This window comes from Pantoea folii, from assembly GCF_056678875.1.
The window spans coordinates 102255-122181 of the sequence record NZ_JBWXON010000002.1 but is presented as its reverse complement, the minus strand read 5'-3'; the positions used below and the strand labels follow the sequence as shown (position 1 = coordinate 122181).

Sequence of the window (19927 nt, the reverse complement as noted above, 5' to 3'; positions counted from 1 at the left end):
CGGGCAGGATTTTTAAGTGTAAGTGAGAATTATTCAAATTATGCGAGATTAAGCGCTTGATATTGCAATAGGTGATAATTTTGCATTGGCGCTGATTTTTACTAATTCTTTTTAAAACATCAGGTTAGCAATACCAGGGATTTTGTTAATATAATTTTGCAGTGAAGTTAACATAATTCCAGTTTTCCCATTGCCGCCATCAGGTAAAAGTCATTATGTTTGAGGCTATGGACAAAAATTCCCTTTTCAATCAGCGCATTCGCTTGCGCCATTTACACACCTTTGTTGCGGTCGCGCAGCAAGGCACGCTGGGGCGCGCGGCAGAGACACTCAATCTCAGCCAGCCTGCGCTCTCAAAAACCCTGAATGAGCTGGAAGAACTGGCTGGCGCGCGTCTGTTTGAACGTGGTCGTCTCGGTGCCCAGTTAACGACGCTCGGCGAGCAATTTCTTGTCCATGCGGTAAAAGTGCTGGATGCGCTTAACCATGCAGGCCAAAGCTTTAACACCCCACAACCCGGCCGACCGGTCGTGATTCGCCTCGGCGCACTCACCACAGCGGCAATGGGTATGCTGCCACAGATTCTCGATCGCTTTCACGAGCAACAACCGAACACCACGGTACAAGTGGCGACATTACATAATAATGTTCTGCTGGCCGGATTGCGCGCGGGTGAGTTTGATATTGGCATTGGGCGCATGGCCGACAGTGAAATGATGGCGGGTCTGAGTTATGAATTGCTATTCCTTGAGTCGCTTAAACTGGTGGTACGTCCGGAACACCCACTCCTCAGTGACAACGTCACGTTATCGCGCGCGATGCAGTGGCCGGTGGTGATATCGCCGGAGGGCACCGCCCCGCGTCGTATCGCTCAACATATGCTGGACGAGCAAGGTTGTGCGCTTCCCGCGAATTGTGTTGAAACCTCATCCACTTCGCTGGCGCGTCAGTTGGCCCTGCGTTATGACTATGTGTGGTTTGTCCCCTCAGGCGCTATCAAGGAAGATCTTAGCCATAATGCCGTTATTGCACTGCCAATTAACTCCCCTGGGCCGGGAGAGCCGGTGGGGATTATCACCCGCAGCGGCAGTCATCTCAGCCTGAGTGCCGAAGTGTTGCTGGCGACCATTCGCAAATTTCACACCTGATTAGCGACTGCGTTTGGCGTGGCGCTCACGATTATCCAGCCGCGCCTGATCCGTTTTTCTTAAACTGACATACAGTGCCCCGGCACCTCCGTGCTGGGGCTGCGCCACGCAAAAGCTTTGCACCTCGTCAAACTGCGTCAGCCAGCGTGCCAGATAACTGCGTACGATATTGGCATGGGCTTCATCATCACGGCCTTTACCGTGGATAATCAGCAGATTGCGTAGCCCCTGCTTGCGTGCCTGCAGCATGAAACTGAACAATGACTTTCGACAGGTTTCTATCGGCTGACGCAGCAGGTTCAGGCTGGCGTCCAGGGGATATTTCCCCAGCCGCAACTTGTCCAACACACCTTGTTGAATCCCTTCTGTTTTGTATTCCAGCGGTGTCGTCAGCGGGATGATGTCAAGAAAGCCCCGCGTGAGGAAATTTTCCTGTTCGTCATTGGCTTGCGTCGGGCGCGGCGCTTTGGTCGAAGGGGAACGCAACCATTGGGTATTGGCACAATCTTTCAGTGGCGTCACATCGCCCATGGCATCCCGGAAAAGGTCTTCATCGTCTAGGTTCATGGTGTTTTCTCACGCCTGGTGGTTAGCTGAGCGCAAGTTGCCGCTCAAAAACAAAATAGTAGCAAAGGATTTTTGGCATCACATCTGTCACTTTTTGCGCTGAGACAAGTTATGACCAGATGTAAATATGGCAACAAAACGTTCCAGGTCAAAAAATAATGTCAGGTAAACCTTGCGCAAACTCAGGTATACCCTACGTTAGTGGGGGTTTAAGGGGAATTACTGCTCGGATGAGTTCCCTTAACGCGTAAAAATGTTAAAATTGACGGCAGTCAATAATCATCGAGCGTACCTATATGATCCCGGAAAAACGCAGCATTCGACGTATTCAGTCTGGCGGTTGTGCCATTCACTGTCAGGATTGCAGTATCAGCCAGTTGTGTATCCCTTTCACACTGAACGAGCATGAGCTGGATCAGCTGGACAATATCATTGAGCGCAAAAAGCCGATTCAGAAAGGTCAGACGTTGTTCAAAGCCGGTGATGAACTGAAATCGCTTTACGCTATCCGCTCCGGCACCATCAAAAGCTATACCATTACTGAACAGGGTGACGAGCAGATTACCGGCTTCCATCTGGCAGGGGATTTAGTGGGCTTTGATGCGATTGTCGGCGCGCACCACCCGAGTTTTGCTCAGGCGCTGGAAACAGCGATGGTGTGTGAAATTCCTTTCGAAACTCTCGACGATCTCTCCGGTAAAATGCCGGCACTGCGCCAGCAGATGATGCGTCTGATGAGCGGTGAGATTAAAGGCGATCAGGATATGATCCTGCTGCTCTCCAAGAAAAACGCGGAAGAGCGTCTGGCGGCCTTTGTCTGGAATTTGTCACGCCGCTTTGGTCAACGTGGCTTCTCACAACGCGAATTCCGCCTGACCATGACGCGTGGTGACATTGGTAACTACCTGGGACTAACCGTAGAAACCATTAGCCGTCTGCTGGGCCGCTTCCAGAAAAGTGGCATGCTGGCCGTTAAAGGCAAATATATCACTATCGAGAACCATGCGTTGCTGGCGGAACTGGCGGGTCAGACTGAACAAGCTGCGTGATTCTATGCCGGGTCGATAAATGTTAGTTTATTGATCCGGCAACAACTTTTCCCCTTCTGCCCTGCGCCAACTTAGGCTATCTTTAATCCAACTTGCTTTGGTTTGAGGAGATTGCCTTATGTCCCGGTACCAAAATATTCTGGTGGCGATTGACGCCCAACAGGACGATCAACCCGCGCTGCGTCGTGCGGTGTATCTGAATCAACGTATCGGCGGAAAAATCAAAGCTTTCCTGCCTATCTACGACTTCTCCTATGAAATGACCACCTTGTTGTCGCCTGATGAGCGATCCAACATGCGTAAAGGTGTGATCAGTCAGCGTACTGAATGGATTCGTCAACAGGCCCACGCCTATCTTGAGGCCGGTGTTGATATTGAAATTAAAGTGGTGTGGCATAACCGCCCTTATGAAGCGATCATTCAGGAAGTGATGGCGCACCAGCACGACCTGGTGTTGAAAATGGCCCATCAGCACGATCGCCTGGAAGCAGTGATTTTTACCCCGACAGACTGGCATCTACTACGCAAATGCCCTTGCCCGGTGTGGATGGTGAAAGATCAGCCGTGGCCGGAAGGTGGCAGAGCCGTTGTGGCGGTCAATCTGGCCAGTGAAGAACCCCATCACGATGAATTAAACCAAAAGCTGATTCGTGAAACCGTGCTGCTGGCCGATATGGTCAATCACACCGAAGTGCACCTTGTCGGTGCTTATCCCATCACGCCAATCAATATCGCCATTGAACTCCCCGACTTTGACCCCAGCGTGTATAACGATGCGATTCGCGGACAACATCTGGTGGCGATGAAAGCGCTACGCCAGAAATTCTCCATCGGCGAAGAGTTTACGCATGTGGCAAAAGGCTTGCCGGAGGAAGTGATACCGGATATCGCCTCTCATCTGGAGGCGGGAATTGTGGTACTCGGCACCATCGGCCGCACTGGCCTTTCGGCCGCGTTCCTGGGGAATACCGCTGAGCAGGTTATCGATCATCTCCGCTGTGATTTGCTGGCAATCAAACCGGACGATTTCAAATCGCCGATTGATTATGACGATGAAGAAGACGAAGACGATTAAAACAACAAAGGCGACCAGATGGTCGCCTTTTTAATCGCACTTCAGATTACAGCGCGCGCAGGATACCTTCTACACTCGCCTTCGCATCACCAAACAACATTTGCGTGTTGTCTTTGAAGAACAGCGGGTTCTGCACCCCGGCGTAACCGGTATTCATTGAACGTTTAAACACGATAACGTTCTGCGCTTTCCACACTTCCAGTACGGGCATACCAGCAATTGGGCTGCGCGGATCTTCCTGTGCCGCCGGGTTAACGGTGTCATTGGCACCGATCACCAGCACGGTATCGGTATCGCTGAAATCATCGTTAATCTCGTCCATTTCCAGCACCACGTCATATGGCACTTTGGCTTCAGCCAGTAACACGTTCATGTGGCCAGGCAAACGGCCAGCAACCGGGTGGATGCCGAAACGCACTTTGATGCCACGCGCACGCAGTTTTTCGGTAATTTCCGCCACCGGGTACTGTGCCTGCGCCACTGCCATGCCGTAGCCGGGGGTGATGATCACAGACGTTGAGCCTTTCAGCAATTCCGCCGTGTCTTCTGCCGTGATTTCGCGATGTTCACCCTCTTCTTCGCTCTCGCCACCGACACTCACATCGGTACCAAAACCACCGGCAATCACGCTAATGAACGAGCGGTTCATCGCCTTACACATAATGTAGGACAGGATGGCACCAGATGAACCCACCAGCGCACCGGTGACGATCAGCAGGTCGTTGCTGAGCATAAAGCCCGCAGCCGCTGCCGCCCAACCGGAGTAGGAGTTGAGCATCGACACCACAACCGGCATATCCGCACCGCCAATCGACGCCACCAGATGCCAGCCGAACACCAGCGCAATCACCGTCATCAACAACAGCGCGACGACTTGTGAAACGGTGCTATTCGTCTGTACAAACCACAGCATCAGCAAGAAGGAAACCACCAGCGCTGCCAGGTTCATTTTATGACGATGTGGCAACATCAGCGCTTTCGACGAAATCTTGCCGCGCAGTTTACCAAACGCCACGATGGAACCGGTGAAGGTCACCGCGCCGATAAAGATGCCGAGGAACACTTCCGTCAGATGGATATTTTCCATCACCGGCGCCAGTCCTGGTGCATGATCGATGTAGCTGTTGAAACCCACCAGCACCGCAGCCAAACCGACAAAGCTGTGCAGAATCGCTACCAGCTCTGGCATTTCAGTCATTTCGACTTTCTTCGCCAGACGCACACCGATTGCACCCCCGATCACCATCGCCAGCAGGATCCACGCCACGTTGCCGCTGTTGGGGCCGAAGATGGTCGCCAGCAGCGCAATCGCCATGCCGCTGACACCAAAGATGTTACCCTGCTTTGACGTCTCGTGTTTTGAGAGGCCAGCCAGGCTGAAAATAAACAGAATTGCGGCAACAATGTATGCTGCAGTCACTAATCCGCCAGACATGTTGTTACCCCTTAATTCTTACGAAACATTTTCAGCATGCGCTGGGTGACGGTGAATCCACCGAAGATATTGATGCTGGCAATCAGTACTGCGACGAAGGCAAGGAAAGTCACCCACCCGCCGTGTCCCATCTGCAGCACCGCACCCACCACAATAATGCCGGAAATGGCGTTAGTGACGGACATCAATGGCGTATGCAAAGCGTGACTAACGTTCCACACCACGTAGTAACCGACGACACAGGAGAGCGCGAAGACAGTAAAGTGGGAGAGGAATTCAGGCGGTGCCACGTTAGCGAGGCAGGCAAACAGCACCACAGCCAATGCCAGCAGCAGATATTTGCGCCACGGTGAAACCGGTTTGGCTTCCACTTTTGCTTTTGGCTCAATGGCCGCCTGCGCCGCTTTCGGTGCAGCAGATACCTGAATCGGTGGTGCTGGCCAGGTGACTTCACCGTCACGAATCACAGTGACGCCACGTACCACAACGTCTTCGAAGTCGACGGTGATTTCGCCGTTCTTCTCTTTGCACAGCAGTTTCAGCAGGTTGACCAGATTGGTACCGTAAAGCTGAGAGGACTGTGTTGGCAGACGGCTAGGCAGATCGGTATAACCAATGATCTTCACACCGTTGCTGGTTAGAGTCACCTGATCAGCTACCGTGAGATCACAGTTACCGCCGGTTGCTGCCGCCAGATCGACAATCACGCTACCTGGCTTCATGCTGGCAACCATTTCAGCGGTAATCAGCTTCGGTGCCGGTTTGCCCGGGATTAAAGCGGTAGTGACGATGATATCGACTTCTTTCGCCTGCGCGGCAAACAGCTCCATCTCTGCCTTAATAAAGGCTTCTGACATCACTTTGGCATAGCCATCGCCACTGCCGGCTTCTTCTTCGAAATCCAGCTCAAGGAACTCGGCGCCCATACTCTGCACCTGTTCTTTCACTTCTGGACGGGTATCAAACGCACGCACGATCGCACCGAGGCTGCCCGCCGCGCCAATCGCTGCCAGACCGGCCACGCCCGCGCCGATAATCATCACTTTCGCCGGTGGTACTTTACCCGCGGCGGTGATTTGCCCGGTAAAGAAGCGGCCAAATTCATGCGCCGCTTCAACAATGGCACGGTAACCCGCGATGTTCGCCATGGAACTCAGCGCATCCAGTGCCTGGGCACGAGAAATACGTGGCACAGAATCCATCGCCATGACGGTAACCTGGCGCGCCGCCAGTTTTTCCAGCAGTGCCGGATTTTGTGCGGGCCAGATAAAGCTCACTAACGTGCTGCCGGCGCGCGTCAGTTCGATCTCCTGATCGTCTGGCGCATTCACTTTTAACACGATGTCAGACTGCCAGACACTTTCGGTGGTGCTGACAGTGGCACCAGCGGCGATAAAGCTCTCATCGTCAAAACTTGCGCGAATACCTGCGCCCTGCTCGACCGTGACGCTGAATCCCAGCTTGATCAGTTGCTCAACGGTCTTTGGCGTTGCAGCAACGCGCGACTCATTGGCTAACCGCTCTTTGGGTATCCCAATTAACATACTGTTTCCTTTCAACAATTAAAGGATGAGGTTCTGTAAGTGGCACAAGCCCATAAGGCTGAAACAGCGTTTCAGCTTTTTATGAGCAAAATGCGCAATGTAACAAAGTCTTTATAACCTACTGAAAATGTGAAAAGTGATCCACAGCGATAACGCACACTTATGACATTCACTCAAATATTCAGATGCAAAGATTGAATGCCACGTTTTGCCACTAGTTTTATGCCGTAATAAAAAATAATCTGCTGCGCAGAATCGTGTCATGTCGAATTAAGTGTTTTAAAAAACCTTTATTTAACAATGCATTAACTATTATGGCACTATGTGTTACCAGAATAAGTGGTAAGCCGGTTAAAAAAGGCCATAGCATAGGCAAATGACATGTCGATGAATAATTTGCGGAGATTGTCAATGTTATGCGCATAAATTGGCTGAGACAGGTTGATTATTACATGCAATAATCAGCGGCTAATCTGTTATACATCAAGAGTCCAGCACGTTTTCGTACTCATTTTGCGTAAGGCGAAGGATCATTTTTATGAAGCTGAAGAACACCATTCTGGCGACCACCTTGTTATCACTGTTGGCAGCAAATGCATTTGCCGCCAAAGAGTTGACGCCAGAACAAGCGGCCGCGTTGAAGCCATTCAAACGTATTAATATCAACGGTCGCTTTAATGCTATTGGCGATGCCACCGATGCCATCTCCAAAGCAGCCGATGAAAAAGGCGCTGACTCCTTCTATGTGCAGGGCATTAACGATACCAATGGCAACGGCGGCAACTGGCGCGTAACGGCGGATCTTTACAAAGCGAATGCGCCAAAAGCGGATGAGACCACCCAATACCGCACCTTTAGCGGTGTGAAAGAGTTGCCAAAAGCCGAAGCGTATCGTTTAGAGCCATTCGATACTGTTTCTGTTAGCGGTTTCTTCGCCAGCCAGCCAGATGTGAATGATGCCATTGCCAAACAGGCGAAAGACAAAGGCGCGGCATCCTTCTTTATTGTGCGTCAGGTTGATGCCAACAACGGCGGCAACCAGTACGTGACGGCTTATGTCTATAAAGCTGATGCACCAGAACGTAAGGTGCAGAATGTTTCAGATTCGATTCCTGCCGATTCTGAAGCCGGCAAAGCAGCACTGGCTGCTGGTGGCGCTGCAGCCAGCAAAGTGGCCATTCCGGGTGTTGCCTCGTCTGATAGCCCTAGCCGTAGCGTAGGCCGTTTCTTTGAAACGCAGAGTTCAACCGGTCAGCGTTATACCGTTAAGCTGGCAGATGGCCGTAGCGTGCAGGAAGTGAATGCGATTACTGCCGCACAGATGCAGCCGTTTGATACTGTGACCTTCTCCGATCACTTTGGTACACCGACTGAAGTCTCTGAAGCCGTGGCTAAACGCGCAGCAGATAAGGGTGCGAAGTACTATCACATCACCCGTCAGTGGTCGAGCCAGAGCGGTGGTAACCTGACCGTGACCGCGGATCTGTTCAAGTAATTCTCCTGCGGGGCGGCTTTTGTCGCCCTGCTCATCTATTTGCATAGTCTGTGCGCAGATCTGCATAATCCTGCATTGCCTTCCCTTTTCGCTCTCCGTAAAATCCTTCGTCTGTTTTCAGGGTATTCCGTTTTAAATCCGGCCAATTGCCACGTTACACTCCAGCGGAATCGTCACTACCCAGCATACTCTGCTACCCAGGAATGGTGTTTTGGATAAAAAATTAGGTTTGAGCGCGCTCACTGCGCTGGTACTCAGCTCGATGCTCGGCGCGGGCGTGTTCAGCCTGCCGCAAAATATGGCTGCCGTCGCCGGCCCCGCTGCACTGCTGATTGGCTGGCTGATCACTGGTGTGGGCATCCTGTTTCTTGCGCTGGCCATGCTGCTGCTGACACGCTTAAAACCCGAACTGGATGGCGGGATTTTTACCTATGCGCGCGCCGGATTTGGTGAGTTGGTAGGATTTTGTTCTGCCTGGGGCTACTGGCTCTGTGCGGTCATCGCCAACGTGTCGTATCTGGTGATTGTCTTTTCGGCGCTGAGTTTCTTCACCGATTCGCCTGACCACGTGGTCTTTGGCGATGGCAATACCTGGCAAGCGATGCTTGGTGCGTCAGTCCTGTTATGGCTGGTGCACTGGCTGGTGTTACGAGGTGTGCAAACGGCTGCCAGCATCAACCTGCTCGCTACCCTGGGGAAACTGGTACCGCTGCTGCTGTTTGTGGTGTTGGCTTTACTCGCATTCAACTACGATCGCTTCCACTTTGACTTCAGCGGCGCCGCGCTGGGCCAGCCACTCTGGCAGCAAGTCAAGCAGACCATGTTGATTACTTTGTGGGTCTTTATTGGTGTGGAAGGCGCCGTGGTAGTCTCCGCGCGGGCACGTCATAAGAAAGATGTGGGACGCGCCACCATGCTGGCGGTTATCGCGGCACTGCTGGTTTACTTACTGGTGACCCTGCTTGCACTGGGCGTGGTGCCGCGTGCAGAGTTGGCGCAAATGCGAAATCCCTCCATGGCCGGCTTGATGCAGCATCTGTTAGGGCATTGGGGCAATACGGTGATTGCGGTGGGTCTGATTATTTCCGTGTGCGGCGCGTATTTAAGCTGGACAATTATGGCGGCAGAAGTCCCTTTTCTGGCGGCACAGCAAGGGGCTTTTCCCCGCAGCATTGCGCGGCAGAATCGTCACAATTCGCCAGCCGCTTCGTTGTGGCTCACAAACGGCAGCGTGCAGGTTTGTCTGATCCTGATTGCGGTCACTGGCGCGGATTACAATACGCTGCTGACCATCGCGTCAGAGATGATTCTGGTGCCGTATCTGCTGGTGGGTCTGTATTTAATTAAAGTGGTTGGCGGACAAAAAAATCCGCTGGCATTGGCGGTAGGATTGGGTGCCAGTGCCTACGGATTCTGGCTGCTTTATGCTTCTGGCCCGCTGCACCTGCTGTTGTCTGTGGTGCTTTATGCGCCGGGATTACTGCTGTTCCTTTACGCGCGACGCGGCGGCCGTGGTAACAGAGTGTTGTCACAACTTGAGCGCATCGCGATTGGATTACTGATTGCGGCAGCACTGCCAGCAATGTGGCAGCTTACGCAGTAATTAGTGAGGTTGAACCGGGATTGAGACGCACAGCAGGTCATCCTGCTGTGTCAGATTGAGCGCTTTACGGTATTCCTCATGAATCGCGTCCAGCTGATTTTCTGACAACGGATAAGGCAGTTGAATGTCAAAACGGCTGATGTGCTGTTGTTCTGCGAGAGTAATCAGTCGCGCGATATTGATCTCGTCGCTGACCTGCGTTGAAATGATTTGTAATGCTAATTCTTTCAGATGATCGTCGCTTGCCGCTAAGCCGTGTGCAGATTTACGCGTCACCATGCCAAAAATCGGCATGACACCGTAAATGGCGTCAACGAAACTCCAGCGTTTTTTGCAGGAAGCGGAGAGAAAATCGCTGTAATTGAAGCAGATGCGGTCACTGTATCCGGCTGAAGCCAGCTCTTTATCAGACACCCTCGCACTCCTCCTGGTTTTCGTTACGGTTCCGAACCTTGCGCTACAACGCGCCGCTAATAATGGCACATTTCACCGTAATTATACCAGTCAGGCAGGGATATTTCGTGCGATAGCGTAGAGCTCAGGACCAGGAAAAGTTATGCTGCTGTCATTCTCATCACTTGCCGTGAAATATGAACAAAATTGTCTATGTGGAAGATGAGCCAGAAGTCGGTGAATTGATCGCCGCTTATCTTGGCCGCCACGATATTGAAGTGACTGTTGAAACGCGCGGTGACCGTGCTGAAGCGACTATTTTAGAAGCCGATCCCGATCTGGTGCTACTGGATATTATGTTGCCGGGCAAAGATGGCATGACCGTTTGCCGCGACTTGCGCGCGCACTGGTCAGGGCCGATTGTGCTGCTGACCTCGCTCGACAGTGACATGAACCACATTCTGGCGCTGGAGATGGGCGCCAACGACTACATTCTGAAAACCACGCCGCCCGCTGTGTTGCTGGCACGCTTGCGTCTGCATCTGCGCCAGGCCCAGGGTTCTCAGCCTGAAGTGGCGCCCGCTATACAAAGTTCACAGCGGGTTTTGCGTTTTGGTTCGCTGACCATCGACTCCCTCAATCGCCAGGTCACGCTGTTTGACGAGAACATCACCCTCTCCACCGCCGATTTTGATCTGCTGTGGGAGCTGGCCACGCATGCAGGCCAGATCCTGAATCGTGATGCATTGCTGAAAACCTTGCGAGGGGTAAGCTATGACGGCATGGATCGCAGTATTGATGTGGCGATATCCCGCCTGCGCAAAAAACTGTATGACAGTGCCACCGAGCCGTTTCGTATCAAAACCATCCGCAATAAAGGTTACCTGTTCGCGCCTCAGGCCTGGGATACCCGCTCCGCATGAGAAAGCTCTTTATCCAGTTCTATCTGCTGCTGTTCGTCTGCTTTCTGGTGATGACTTTGCTGGTGGGCTTGGTGTACAAGTTCACCGCTGAGCGTGCGGGCCGCCAGTCAATGAATGATTTGATGGCGAGTTCGCTGTTTTTAATGCGCAGTGAATTGCGTGAGATCCCCCCGCGTGACTGGAATAAAACCATCCGCAATCTCGATCTCGATTTGTCTTTTGAGTTGCATATCGAACCGATGAGTAAATATCAGCTGGATGAGCCTGATATGCGCCGCCTGCGCGCCGGTGAGATCGTCGCACTCGACGATCAATACACTTTCCTGCAGCACATACCGCGCAGCCATTATGTGCTGTCGGTCGGCCCGATCCCTTATCTGTTTTATCTGCATCAGATGCGCATTCTGGATATCGCGCTGCTGGCGTTTATCGGCATGTCGTTGGCGCTGCCGGTGTTTATCTGGCTACGTCCGCACTGGCAGGAGATGCAGCGGCTGGAAAAAGCCGCGCAACGTTTTGGTCGCGGTGAGTTGGATGTGCGTACCCATTTTGAAAGTACATCGAGTCTGCACAGCCTCGGCGTGGCGTTTAACCAGATGGCGGACAATATCAATACGCTGGTTGCCAGCAAAAAGCAGCTGATTGATGGCATCGCCCATGAGTTAAGGACACCGCTGGTTCGACTGCGCTATCGCCTGGAAATGAGCGATAACCTCAGTGACGCCGAGTCGGCTGCGTTGAACCGCGATGTCGGCCAGTTGGAGAGCCTGATTGAAGAGCTGTTAACCTATGCGCGCCTCGACCGCCCACGCGTCGATCTCAACCTTCAGTCGTTTGATTTGGCGCAGTGGTTGCGTGTGCATATCGAAGATGTGCAAACCATGAATCCTCAAGCGCATATCGCGCTGGATATTCCGCAACTTGAGAATGTGGGTTCCGCCGATACCCGTTTGATGGAACGCGTACTGGATAATCTGGTGAACAATGCGCTGCGTTATGCCCAACAGCGTTTGCGCGTCAGTCTGTGGTTTGACGGCGCCATCGGTAATTTACAGGTTGAAGATGATGGTCCAGGTATTCCACCTGAAGAGCGCGCACGCGTTTTTGAACCTTTTGTGCGTCTCGACCCTAGTCGCGATCGCGCGACCGGCGGCTGTGGGCTCGGGCTGGCGATTGTCCACTCTATTGCGCAGGCACTGCAGGGACAGGTCACTATTGAGAGCAGTCCGCTCGGTGGTGCCAGCGTTCGCTTCTGCTGGCCGGTTGATCTACCCTTGCGAGATATTTCGCCCCGTTTACCGTCATAAGGAGCTTTAATTGTGACTTCTGCTTATCAGGAACTTAGCAAAACTTTCCAGCGCCTGGCACGCTTTGGCCATCTTGGGGCTATTGCCGGTGTCGATATGCAAACCACTATGCCACCCGGCGGCAGCCAGGCGCGCGGTGAAGCCATGGCGGAACTCAGTGTGTTTATGCATGAACTGTTGACCGATAAACGCCTTGGCGGCTTATTCGATGCCGCCCAGCAGGAATCGTTGAACGATGTAGAGCAAGCTAACCTGGGCGAGATGCAGCGTGCGTGGCAGCAGGCAACGATTCTGCCCGCTTCGTTGGTTGAAGCCAAATCGCTGGCCGGTTCGCGTTGTGAGCATGCCTGGCGCCAACAGCGCCCCGCCAACGACTGGCAAGGCTTCTCGGCTAACCTGAAAGAAGTGGTGAAACTCAGCCGTGAGGAAGCCCAGTTACGCGCCGAAGCGCTGGGTGTCTCTCGTTATGACGCGTTACTGGATGTGTTCGAACCGGGTATGACCAGTGCACAACTCGACAATACCTTTGGCGAATTAAAAAGCTGGCTACCCTCGCTGCTACAGAAAGCCGTCGAGAAGCAGCAGAAAACCACCATCGCGGCGCCGGTGGGTCCCTTTGCTGTTGAAGCGCAGAAACAGCTCGGCTTAAGTGTGATGAAAACGCTGGGCTTTGATTTCAATCATGGTCGCCTGGATGTCAGTGCCCACCCCTTCTGTGGCGGCGTGCCGGAAGATGTGCGCATTACCACGCGTTACAATGAGAGCGACTTCCTCAGTGCCATGATGGGCGTGATCCACGAAACCGGTCATGCACGTTACGAGCAGAACCTACCAAAGCAATGGCGTGGACAACCGGTGGCCCACGCTCGCTCGACTGCCATGCATGAATCACAAAGCCTGTTTATGGAGATGCAGTTGGGCCGCAGCAAGGCGTTCCTGCAGCATATTCATCCGCAGGTCGTCGCCCTGATGGGTAACCAGCCCGCATTAGCGCTGGATAACTTTGTTCGCCAGACACAACGCGTGAAGCCGGGCTTTATCCGCGTGGATGCCGATGAACTGAGCTATCCAGCTCATGTGATTCTGCGTTACGAAATCGAACGTGCGTTGATTGAAGGCGAGATTGAAGTTGATGACATCCCTGCGCTGTGGGATGAGAAAATGCAGCAGTCTCTGGGGATGGATACGCGTGGCAACTACCGTGATGGCTGCATGCAAGACATTCACTGGACCGATGGCGCCTTTGGTTACTTCCCAACATACACGCTGGGTGCCATGTACGCCGCCCAGCTGTTCCAGGCGGTAAAGCGCGCTATCCCGCAAGTGGATGAGCTGATCCGTAACGGGGAGTTGCAGCCGGTGTTTGATTGGTTACAGCAGAACATCTGGCAGCACGGCAGCCGCTTCCCGACGCAGCAACTGTTGGTGAATGCCACGGGTGAAACACTGAATCCGCACTATTTCCGCCAGCACCTTGAACAACGCTATCTCTCTGAGTAAACTGCGCGGCGGCCCGATCGGCCGCCCCTTTTCGCTTCCTTAACCCGCCTTTGTACATTCCGTTACACGCCGATACCAATGCCTCACGGAAAGACCGAATTGTTTTTCATATAGTTCTTTCACCGGCCCCGCAGTGGGCTACACATGAAAAAATAGTTCGAGGATTTTGCGATGAAAAAATTAGTTGCACTGGTGATCGCCGCTGCTATGGGTATGTCTTCTGTTGCTTTCGCTGCTGAGACCACTACAGCTGCTCCGGCTGCTGCCGCTACCACTACCGCAGCACCTGTTAAGCACAAAGCAGTTCATCATAAGAAAGTTGCCCAGAAAGCTCAGGCAGCTAAGAAACACAAAAAAGTAGCGAAGAAAGCGCCAGCTGCTCAGAAAGCTCAGGCTGCTAAAAAGCACCACAAAAAAGTAACCAAGCCAGCTGCACAGAAAGCCCAGGCTGCTAAAAAGCACCACAAAAAAGCAACCAAGCCAGCTGCACAGAAAGCTCAGGCTGCTAAAAAGCACCACAAAAAAGTAACCAAACCAGCTGCTCAGAAAGCTCAGGCTGCTAAAAAGCACCACAAAGTGAAAAAAGCGGCTAAATAAGTCGGCCTCTTAGCGCCAACACCGCATTAACGATTGAAAACACCCGGTTATGCCGGGTGTTTATTTACTGGAGTAGCGAAAAATGGTGCGTCGCTATCGCTTCGAAATTATCCTGATTGTGATGATCCTGTGCGGCATTGTTGCAGCCAGCTTTTTTATCTAGTCGTTGTAGCGTGCTGATTACTCCAATATTTCTCCCTTTTTTCCCGCTCTCCGACTATAGTTATCGCTCAAGCGTGATGACAATAACCTCTTCTTATTCTCGCCATTGAGAGAACTATGCGCCTGGCTATCCTGTTACTTGTTGGAATTTTCAGTTTTAACCTCGCAGCACATGCCGATGATGAAGATGGGCCAAGCCCGGAAGACATCAAGACGCTATTTTTTGGCAAAGACCACCGCAAAGCCATTACGGATGTGAGTGCCGCTCCCTGGGATGCCATTGGCCAACTGGAGACCGAAAGTGGCAACCTCTGCACGGCCACCCTGATATCCGCCCATCTGGCATTAACCGCTGGACACTGCCTGCTCGCCCCTCCGGGTAAATTTGATAAACCGGTGGCGCTGCGTTTTATGTCAGGTGCTAAAGGCTGGCGTTACGAAATACATGATATTGATGCGCGTGTAGAACCTTCACTGGCGCGCAGGCTACAGGCCGATGGTGAGGGCTGGATCGTGCCACCAGGCGCGGCACCTTACGATTACGGGCTGGTCATTTTGCATAATCCGCCGTCGGGTATCGTACCCATCCCCTTATTTGACGGCTCACGTAGCGATTTAACCGATGCGTTGAAAACCACCGAACGCAAAGTGACACAAGCCGGTTACCCTGCTGATCACCTCGACACGCTCTATTCTCACAGCGACTGCCTGATTACCGGCTGGGCGCAACGCGCTGTGTTGTCGCATCAATGTGATACGTTGCCAGGCGACAGCGGATCGCCGCTGCTACTGAAAAGTGGTGATGGCTGGAAACTGATTGCCGTGCAAAGCTCTGCACCCGCGCCAGCGGACCGTTATCGCGCTGATAACCGTGCCATCGCGGTGACGTCGTTTAAAGACAGTCTGGAAGAGCTGGCGAAATAAGATTTTCGCCACAGAATCGCGCACCTTCTTCGCGCCAGGGTGTTTCATGCGCAGTCAGCGATATTTCACTCACAGAGGCGCAGAAAGAGCGCCTCTGTGCTTTGGGTGACTCAGCTAATTTGTTCCATCGCCTGCAGAATACGCTTATCAGAGATAGGATAAGGTGTGCCCAGCTGCTGAGCAAAATAGCTAATCCGTAACTCCTCAAGCATCCAGCGGATCGCCTGAACTTCAGCATCATCCTGACGCTGCGGGGGCAGTTTATTGCGCCATGCTTGCCACGCCTGCTCTGTGGCCTGCACTTTCAGCATGCGCGCACGATCGCTGTAAGGGTCAGTCGGCAGTTTTTCAAGGCGGCGCTCGATGCCCTGTAAATAGCGCAACGTATCGCCCAGATGCTGATAGCCATTACCGGTGACAAAGCCGCGGTATACCAGGCCACTCATTTGCGCTTTAATATCAGACAGTGCCAGCGCCAGCGTCATGTCGACACGCCCCTTCAGGAACTTGTTAATATTGAACACGCTGGTCAGAATCTGCTCGACCTGTTTGGCGATAGTCACCACAGTTTCGTTCAATTCAGCACGCACTTTGTCGCGCAGTTGCTCGAAATTTTCCTGTTGCCATGCCGGACCGCCCGCTTCCGCCATCAGTTTGTCGACACCACAAGCGATGCAGTCATCAATCAAATCCAGCACTTTGCCGTAAGGATTGAAGTACAAGCCGAGTTTAGCTTTGTTGGGCAGTTTCTCGTGCAGATACTTGATTGGCGACGGGATGTTCAGCAGCAGCAGGCGACGCTGGCCTCGCCACATCATCTTTTGCTGCTCAAGCTCGTTGTCGAACAGGCGAATGGCGACACTGTCTTTCTCGTCGACCAGTGCGGGCCAGGCTTTAACCTGATAGCTGCCGCGTTTCTGCTCGTAACTTTGCGGCAAATCACCAAAGCTCCAGATGTGCAGTCCGCTCTGCTCCAGCCCATCGTCTGCGACTTTCGACAGCGTTTCCTGCACTTTACCTTTCAATACCTGCTTTAATTGATGCAGATCTTTGCCTTCCTGCAGCTTGCGATTGTGTTCATCCACAATGCGGAAGGTCATTTTCAGGTGATCGGGCACCTGATCCCACTGCCAGGCTTCACGATCAATGGTCACCCCGGTCATGCGGCGGAACTCGCGCTCCAGCGCATCCAGCAGCGGTAACTCCATCGCTTTTACACGACCAAGGAAAGCTTCTGCGTAGTTCGGTGCAGGCACCAGATTACGGCGCGTCGGTTTTGGTAACGATTTAATCAGTGCAATCACCAACTCACGGCGCACGCCGGGGATCTGCCACTCAAAACCACCCTCTTCAACCTGATTCAGCAACGGCAACGGAATGTGAACGGTAACACCATCGGCATCCGCGCCGGGCTCAAACTGATAGCTCAGTTTCAGCTTCAGATTGCCCTGATGCCAGAAATTCGGGTAATCGAGCTGGCTGACTTTATCCGCGCCATCTTTGATCAGCATCTGCTTATCAAAACTCAGCAGGTCAGGATTGTCCTTGCTCGCCTGTTTCCACCAGCTGTCAAAGTGGCGAGCAGAGACCACATCAGCGCCAATGCGGCGGTCGTAGAAAGCAAACAGCGTTTCATCATCGACCAGAATGTCACGACGACGTGATTTGTGTTCCAGATCTTCCACTTCACTGCGCAATTTGAGGTTGTTGCGCAGAAACGCATGACGCGTCTGCCAGTCGCCTTCCACCAGCGCGTGGCGGATAAACAGCTCACGACTGAGTGGCGCATCAATGCGGCTGTAGTTGACCTTACGCGCCTGCACAATTGCCAGGCCATACAGCGTGACTTTTTCTGTCGCCATTACCGCGCCCTGGGCTTTCTCCCAGTGCGGTTCGCTGTAGCTGCGTTTAATCAAATGCTGGGCCAGCGGTTCGATCCATTCGGGATCGATACGTGCGGCCACGCGGCCCCACAACCGGCTGGTCTCCACCAGTTCCGCGACCATGGTCCACTTCGGCGGCTTCTTAAACAGGCTGGAGCCAGGGAAAATGGAGAAGCGGGCATTACGCGCGCCGGTGAATTCCTGCTTCTCATTGTCTTTCTGACCAATATGCGACAGTAATCCGGTCAGTAAAGCGCAGTGCACTTCACGATAGGGCGCGGGTTCGCTGTTAACCGGCATACCCTGTTCGCGTACCACCTGACGCAACTGCGTGTAAATATCCTGCCATTCACGCACGCGCAAATAGTTGAGAAAGTCGGTTTTACACTGACGACGGAAGTGATTGCCCGACAGCGCTTTTTGCTGCTCCTGCAGATAATTCCACAGATTCACAAATGAGAGGAAATCCGACTCTTTGTCAGCAAAACGCCGATGTTTTTCATCGGATGCCTGCTGTTTATCACTTGGGCGCTCGCGCGGATCCTGAATCGATAAGGCCGCAGTGATGATCATCGCTTCACGCACACAGCCAAATTTTTGCGCTTCCAGTACCATGCGTGCCAGACGCGGATCGACTGGCAATTGCGCCAGCTGGCGGCCAGACGTCGTCAGCTTGTAGGTTTCATCCTCACTTAGCGTGATAGCGCCCAACTCTTCCAGCAAGCGCACGCCATCCTGAATATTGCGCTTATCGGGTGCTTCGACAAACGGAAATGCGCCGATATCGCCCAGGCCGAGCGCCGTCATTTGCAAGATAACCGACGCCAGGTTGGTACGCAGAATTTCCGGATCGGTAAACGCCGGACGACTGAGGAAGTCGTCTTCAGAGTAGAGACGGATACAGATCCCTTCCGACACACGTCCGCAACGCCCTTTACGTTGATTGGCGGATGCCTGAGAAATCGGCTCGATCGGCAGGCGCTGCACCTTAGTACGATAGCTGTAGCGGCTAATGCGCGCCGTACCGGGATCGATAACGTATTTAATGCCCGGTACGGTGAGTGAAGTCTCGGCCACGTTGGTGGCCAGCACGATGCGGCGTCCACTGTGTGACTGGAACACCCGGTTCTGTTCGGCATTCGACAGCCGCGCATACAGCGGTAAGATTTCGGTATGCGGGATATCGCGCTTCATCAGCGCATCGGCGGTATCGCGAATTTCGCGTTCACCACTCATAAAGATCAGGATATCGCCACGGCTCTCGTGACCTAACTCATCAACCGCGTCAAAAATCGCCTGCAGCTGATCGCGGTCGGTATCGTCAGCGTCTTCCACCATTGGGCGGTAGCGCACTTCGACCGGATAGGTGCGTCCTGAGACTTCAATCACCGGCGCATTATGGAAGTGGCGAGAGAAACGCTGCGGATCGATGGTCGCCGAGGTGATGATCACTTTCAAATCGGGACGGCGCGGCAGCAGCTCACGCAGATATCCCAGCAGAAAATCGATGTTCAGACTGCGTTCGTGCGCTTCATCGATGATGATGGTGTCATATTGCAACAACTGACGATCCTGCTGGATTTCCGCCAGCAGAATACCGTCGGTCATCAGCTTCACTTGCGTCGTGTCGCTGACCTGGTCGTTAAAGCGCACCTTATAACCGATAGTGCCGCCGAGCGAGGTTTCCAGCTCATCGGCAATACGGTTGGCAACGGTACGTGCCGCCAGACGGCGCGGCTGCGTATGACCAATCAACCCTTTGACACCACGCCCGAGCGCCAGACAAATCTTCGGTAGCTGGGTAGTTTTCCCTGAACCGGTTTCCCCGGCCACAATCACCACCTGATGATCGCGAATCGCCTCGGCTATTTCTTGCTGCTTTTGACTGACCGGCAGATTTTCCGGGAAGGTGATGCGTGGCGTGGCCGCCGTGCGCTGGGCAATGCGCAGTTCAGCGGCAGCAAATTCGGCTTCTAGTTCTGTTGCAATGCCCTGCTGCGCGGCTGGATTTTTCACCTTCGCTGCGCCATGCAAACGGCGCTGCAAGCGCTGGCGGTCGCGCAGCATCAGGTTATCGAGCCGCGTCCAGAGTGGGGCCAAAGGGGAAGTGACGGATGATGACATAGTGGTGTGTTACCTGTGGTCGCGGCGAGCCTGGCAAAGTGCGCTCGATGCCGGCTGAAATTTCCCGGCGGATTCAATCAATTATTGCCCGGCATAATAGCACACTCTGGACAACCTCACCTGACCGGACGTGCGACCTTATTCAATAATTTCGAACATAGGTCTCGAAATATTGCGCTTTTACCTCGCGGAGGATCT

16 protein-coding genes are annotated in these 19927 nt (G+C 53.2%); 11 read left to right on the top strand and 5 right to left on the bottom strand.

Features of this window, described 5'->3' with window-relative positions; genetic code table 11:
* Nucleotides 1-227 precede the first annotated feature (227 nt).
* The gene (locus AC1MDE_RS04075) at nucleotides 228-1148 is read left to right on the top strand and encodes a LysR substrate-binding domain-containing protein (RefSeq protein WP_038650097.1); all 921 of its coding nucleotides are present in this window, start codon (nucleotides 228-230) and stop codon (nucleotides 1146-1148) included.
* Here AC1MDE_RS04075 and smrA read toward each other — a convergent pair whose 3' ends face one another.
* Nucleotides 1149-1715 carry a DNA endonuclease SmrA gene (gene smrA / locus AC1MDE_RS04070; RefSeq protein WP_058962089.1) on the bottom strand — a complete coding sequence of 189 codons (567 nt, stop codon included), beginning with the start codon at nucleotides 1713-1715 and terminating at the stop codon, nucleotides 1149-1151. It abuts the gene before it with no gap.
* A gap of 296 nt (nucleotides 1716-2011) precedes the next feature.
* On the opposite strand from smrA, the gene AC1MDE_RS04065 reads away from it, so the two are divergent.
* Both AC1MDE_RS04065 and uspE read left to right on the top strand, forming a co-directional pair.
* The gene (locus AC1MDE_RS04065; protein ID WP_034830913.1) at nucleotides 2012-2764 is read left to right on the top strand and encodes an FNR family transcription factor; all 753 of its coding nucleotides are present in this window, start codon (nucleotides 2012-2014) and stop codon (nucleotides 2762-2764) included.
* A gap of 118 nt (nucleotides 2765-2882) precedes the next feature.
* Nucleotides 2883-3839, top strand: coding sequence for a universal stress protein UspE (gene uspE, locus AC1MDE_RS04060; RefSeq protein ID WP_034830915.1), 957 nt, complete (start codon nucleotides 2883-2885; stop codon nucleotides 3837-3839).
* Between the two features lie 46 nt (nucleotides 3840-3885).
* On the opposite strand, the gene pntB is transcribed toward uspE, so the two are convergent.
* Complete coding sequence (gene pntB / locus AC1MDE_RS04055; protein ID WP_479398607.1) at nucleotides 3886-5274, bottom strand: Re/Si-specific NAD(P)(+) transhydrogenase subunit beta; 1389 nt, start codon at nucleotides 5272-5274, stop codon at nucleotides 3886-3888.
* A gap of 11 nt (nucleotides 5275-5285) precedes the next feature.
* A complete protein-coding gene (gene pntA, locus AC1MDE_RS04050) occupies nucleotides 5286-6818 on the bottom strand; it encodes a Re/Si-specific NAD(P)(+) transhydrogenase subunit alpha (protein ID WP_034830919.1) in 1533 nt (510 codons plus the stop codon).
* 538 nt (nucleotides 6819-7356) lie between these two features.
* Here pntA and ydgH point away from each other — a divergent pair.
* Nucleotides 7357-8313 (top strand): DUF1471 family protein YdgH, encoded by a 957-nt coding sequence (gene ydgH, locus AC1MDE_RS04045; RefSeq protein ID WP_058962091.1) that lies wholly within the window; start codon nucleotides 7357-7359, stop codon nucleotides 8311-8313.
* A gap of 211 nt (nucleotides 8314-8524) precedes the next feature.
* Nucleotides 8525-9916, top strand: coding sequence for a basic amino acid/polyamine antiporter (locus tag AC1MDE_RS04040; RefSeq protein WP_479400862.1), 1392 nt, complete (start codon nucleotides 8525-8527; stop codon nucleotides 9914-9916).
* Here AC1MDE_RS04040 and AC1MDE_RS04035 read toward each other — a convergent pair whose 3' ends face one another.
* On the bottom strand, nucleotides 9917-10330 hold the full coding sequence (locus AC1MDE_RS04035) for a hypothetical protein (RefSeq protein ID WP_058962093.1): 414 nt from the start codon (nucleotides 10328-10330) through the stop codon (nucleotides 9917-9919).
* Between the two features lie 176 nt (nucleotides 10331-10506).
* Here AC1MDE_RS04035 and rstA point away from each other — a divergent pair, with 176 nt between their 5' ends.
* The 6 genes from rstA to AC1MDE_RS04005 all read left to right on the top strand — a co-directional run bounded on the left by rstA (nucleotide 10507) and on the right by AC1MDE_RS04005 (nucleotide 15722).
* Nucleotides 10507-11232 carry a two-component system response regulator RstA gene (gene rstA, locus AC1MDE_RS04030; RefSeq protein ID WP_034830927.1) on the top strand — a complete coding sequence of 242 codons (726 nt, stop codon included), beginning with the start codon at nucleotides 10507-10509 and terminating at the stop codon, nucleotides 11230-11232.
* Nucleotides 11229-12539 (top strand): two-component system sensor histidine kinase RstB, encoded by a 1311-nt coding sequence (gene rstB, locus AC1MDE_RS04025; protein ID WP_058962094.1) that lies wholly within the window; start codon nucleotides 11229-11231, stop codon nucleotides 12537-12539. Before rstA ends, rstB begins: the two co-directional genes overlap by 4 nt.
* 12 nt (nucleotides 12540-12551) lie before the next feature.
* On the top strand, nucleotides 12552-14039 hold the full coding sequence (locus AC1MDE_RS04020; RefSeq protein ID WP_479414514.1) for a carboxypeptidase M32: 1488 nt from the start codon (nucleotides 12552-12554) through the stop codon (nucleotides 14037-14039).
* 171 nt (nucleotides 14040-14210) lie between these two features.
* Nucleotides 14211-14636, top strand: coding sequence for an acid resistance repetitive basic protein Asr (gene asr / locus AC1MDE_RS04015; RefSeq protein WP_480344317.1), 426 nt, complete (start codon nucleotides 14211-14213; stop codon nucleotides 14634-14636).
* An 82-nt stretch (nucleotides 14637-14718) separates the two neighbouring features.
* Entirely contained in the window at nucleotides 14719-14799 is an 81-nt protein-coding gene (gene ydgU, locus AC1MDE_RS04010; protein WP_455843913.1) for a small membrane protein YdgU, read from the top strand.
* Nucleotides 14800-14915: 116 nt separating this feature from the next.
* Nucleotides 14916-15722 carry a trypsin-like serine peptidase gene (locus AC1MDE_RS04005; protein ID WP_034821307.1) on the top strand — a complete coding sequence of 269 codons (807 nt, stop codon included), beginning with the start codon at nucleotides 14916-14918 and terminating at the stop codon, nucleotides 15720-15722.
* A gap of 110 nt (nucleotides 15723-15832) precedes the next feature.
* Here AC1MDE_RS04005 and hrpA read toward each other — a convergent pair whose 3' ends face one another.
* Nucleotides 15833-19729 carry an ATP-dependent RNA helicase HrpA gene (gene hrpA / locus AC1MDE_RS04000; protein ID WP_480344316.1) on the bottom strand — a complete coding sequence of 1299 codons (3897 nt, stop codon included), beginning with the start codon at nucleotides 19727-19729 and terminating at the stop codon, nucleotides 15833-15835.
* Between the last annotated feature and the right edge of the window lie 198 nt (nucleotides 19730-19927).

Bases quoted from the DNA above. Each gene is read 5' to 3' on its own strand.
- AC1MDE_RS04075 (WP_038650097.1), top strand. From the start codon at position 228: ATGGACAAAAATTCCCTTTTCAATCAGCGCATTCGCTTGCGCCATTTA.
- smrA (WP_058962089.1), bottom strand. From the start codon at position 1,715: ATGAACCTAGACGATGAAGACCTTTTCCGGGATGCCATGGGCGATGTG.
- AC1MDE_RS04065 (WP_034830913.1), top strand. From the start codon at position 2,012: ATGATCCCGGAAAAACGCAGCATTCGACGTATTCAGTCTGGCGGTTGT.
- uspE (WP_034830915.1), top strand. From the start codon at position 2,883: ATGTCCCGGTACCAAAATATTCTGGTGGCGATTGACGCCCAACAGGAC.
- pntB (WP_479398607.1), bottom strand. From the start codon at position 5,274: ATGTCTGGCGGATTAGTGACTGCAGCATACATTGTTGCCGCAATTCTG.
- pntA (WP_034830919.1), bottom strand. From the start codon at position 6,818: ATGTTAATTGGGATACCCAAAGAGCGGTTAGCCAATGAGTCGCGCGTT.
- ydgH (WP_058962091.1), top strand. From the start codon at position 7,357: ATGAAGCTGAAGAACACCATTCTGGCGACCACCTTGTTATCACTGTTG.
- rstA (WP_034830927.1), top strand. From the start codon at position 10,507: ATGAACAAAATTGTCTATGTGGAAGATGAGCCAGAAGTCGGTGAATTG.
- rstB (WP_058962094.1), top strand. From the start codon at position 11,229: ATGAGAAAGCTCTTTATCCAGTTCTATCTGCTGCTGTTCGTCTGCTTT.
- asr (WP_480344317.1), top strand. From the start codon at position 14,211: ATGAAAAAATTAGTTGCACTGGTGATCGCCGCTGCTATGGGTATGTCT.
- ydgU (WP_455843913.1), top strand. From the start codon at position 14,719: ATGGTGCGTCGCTATCGCTTCGAAATTATCCTGATTGTGATGATCCTG.
- AC1MDE_RS04005 (WP_034821307.1), top strand. From the start codon at position 14,916: ATGCGCCTGGCTATCCTGTTACTTGTTGGAATTTTCAGTTTTAACCTC.
- hrpA (WP_480344316.1), bottom strand. From the start codon at position 19,729: ATGTCATCATCCGTCACTTCCCCTTTGGCCCCACTCTGGACGCGGCTC.